General features: G+C 53.6%; 1 protein-coding gene. It reads right to left on the reverse strand.

Going from position 1 to position 1,540, the window contains the following annotated elements; translation table 11 throughout:
* Positions 1-1,540 (reverse strand): hypothetical protein (locus ACO0LF_RS31230; protein WP_423021272.1); only part of this gene is annotated, 1,540 nt, incomplete at both ends.

Below are 1,540 nucleotides of genomic sequence, written 5' to 3' on the forward strand. Positions count from 1 at the left end.
GTCACTACCGGCGATGATCAGCGTTTTGCTGATCAGGCGGTTGACGTCATCATAGGCGTAAGTCGTCTTATTGCCATTCGCATCGGTGCTTTCTTTGAGCAGGTCGGCATTGTCGTAGAAGCTGCTGACCAGGACGTTGTTCACCCCGTCAGAGGTAGTTTTTGTTTTGAGATTGCCGTCCTTGTCATAGATCAAGGAGGTGGTGTTGCCTTTGCCATCGGTGGAGCTGATGACTTGCCCATACGGGTTCATTGTGGTGACGACTACACTGCCTTCTGCACTGGAGACTTTTGTTTCAGGTGTGAGCTGATTGTTTTTATAGGTATAGGTGGTGACATAGCCTTTGGCATCTGTCTGTGTGAGTACCTGATTAAAGGCGTTATAACTCGTTTTATTGTTGTGCGCACTTCCCTGGTCAGTGACTTCGACTACCCGGCCCAGGCGGTCAAACCTTTGGGTGGTGACATTGCCATTGGCATCGACACTGCGGTTGGCGCGGCCAAAGGCATCATAGTCGGTGTGGATGGTTTGCTGGATGCCATTGGCATCCTGGATTGTCTCGGTGACCTGGCCCAGTTTGTTATAGCTGGTTTTATTAACAATGCTCGCCGAGGCAGTGATGGGGCTGGTCACGCTGGTCGTTTCACCAAATTGGTCGTAGCCGTAGGTGGTGACGTTGCCATTGGCATCAGTTGATGTGTCCAGGCGACCATCCAGGTTGTAGCTCAGGTGTTGGACACTGTCGAGTTGACTGTTGGCGATGCCAGCCAGGCTTTGTGTCAGGGAGGATGTGACCAGGCCACCCGTCAAACTGGCTACGCCAGTCAGGCGGGTGCCGTAACGTAGGGTGTCGGTCAGTTGGCCCAGGTGGTTGTAGCGGTTTTCTGTGACTTCACCCAGGGCATTGATGGTGTGGGACAAGTGGCCAGCCTGGTCGTAGTAATACAGGGTGCGGTGGCCGTTCTGGTCTGTGCTGCTGGTGCGGCGGTTGGCTGCATCGTAGGTGTATTTGACGCCATAGGCAGTCCAGCCAGCATCGGGGATGCTGGTGCCATAGGTCGCGCCACCGATGCCGGACAGATCGGCAATGACTCTGCCGTATTGGTCCAGCTTTTGATTTTGGGAGCGGCTCTGGTCTGTGCCAGGATTCATCACGCTGCGGATCAGGAAGCCGGTATTGGGGTCGTATTCGAAGTTTGTCGTCGCGGTATTGGCTGCTATGCTTGTTTTTTGGCGGCCAAGCGCGTCATAGTATTGTGTCGATATCAGGTCGCTCGTGGCATCCGGCACCGGTTTGACATTATTCCAGCTGGCATTGGCATTGATGCTGTTGGCTTTGTTGTTGTAGCGCGTCGTCTGGGTCAGTTGTCCATCGAGGTTGTATTGATATTCTGTGGCATATCCTTCCGCATTGACCGTGGCGGTTACACGGTTCTCAGCATCATAGAAGTTGTAGCTAATCGCGTCTTGGGACGGATTTTGGGTGATGAGGCTGCTCAACTGGCTGTTGACTTGCGCTGCCTTGTTCTGGGTTGCATAC

Origin of the sequence: Undibacterium sp. Di27W, from assembly GCF_049340345.1 — a bacterium.
GTDB lineage: Bacteria > Pseudomonadota > Gammaproteobacteria > Burkholderiales > Burkholderiaceae_D > Undibacterium.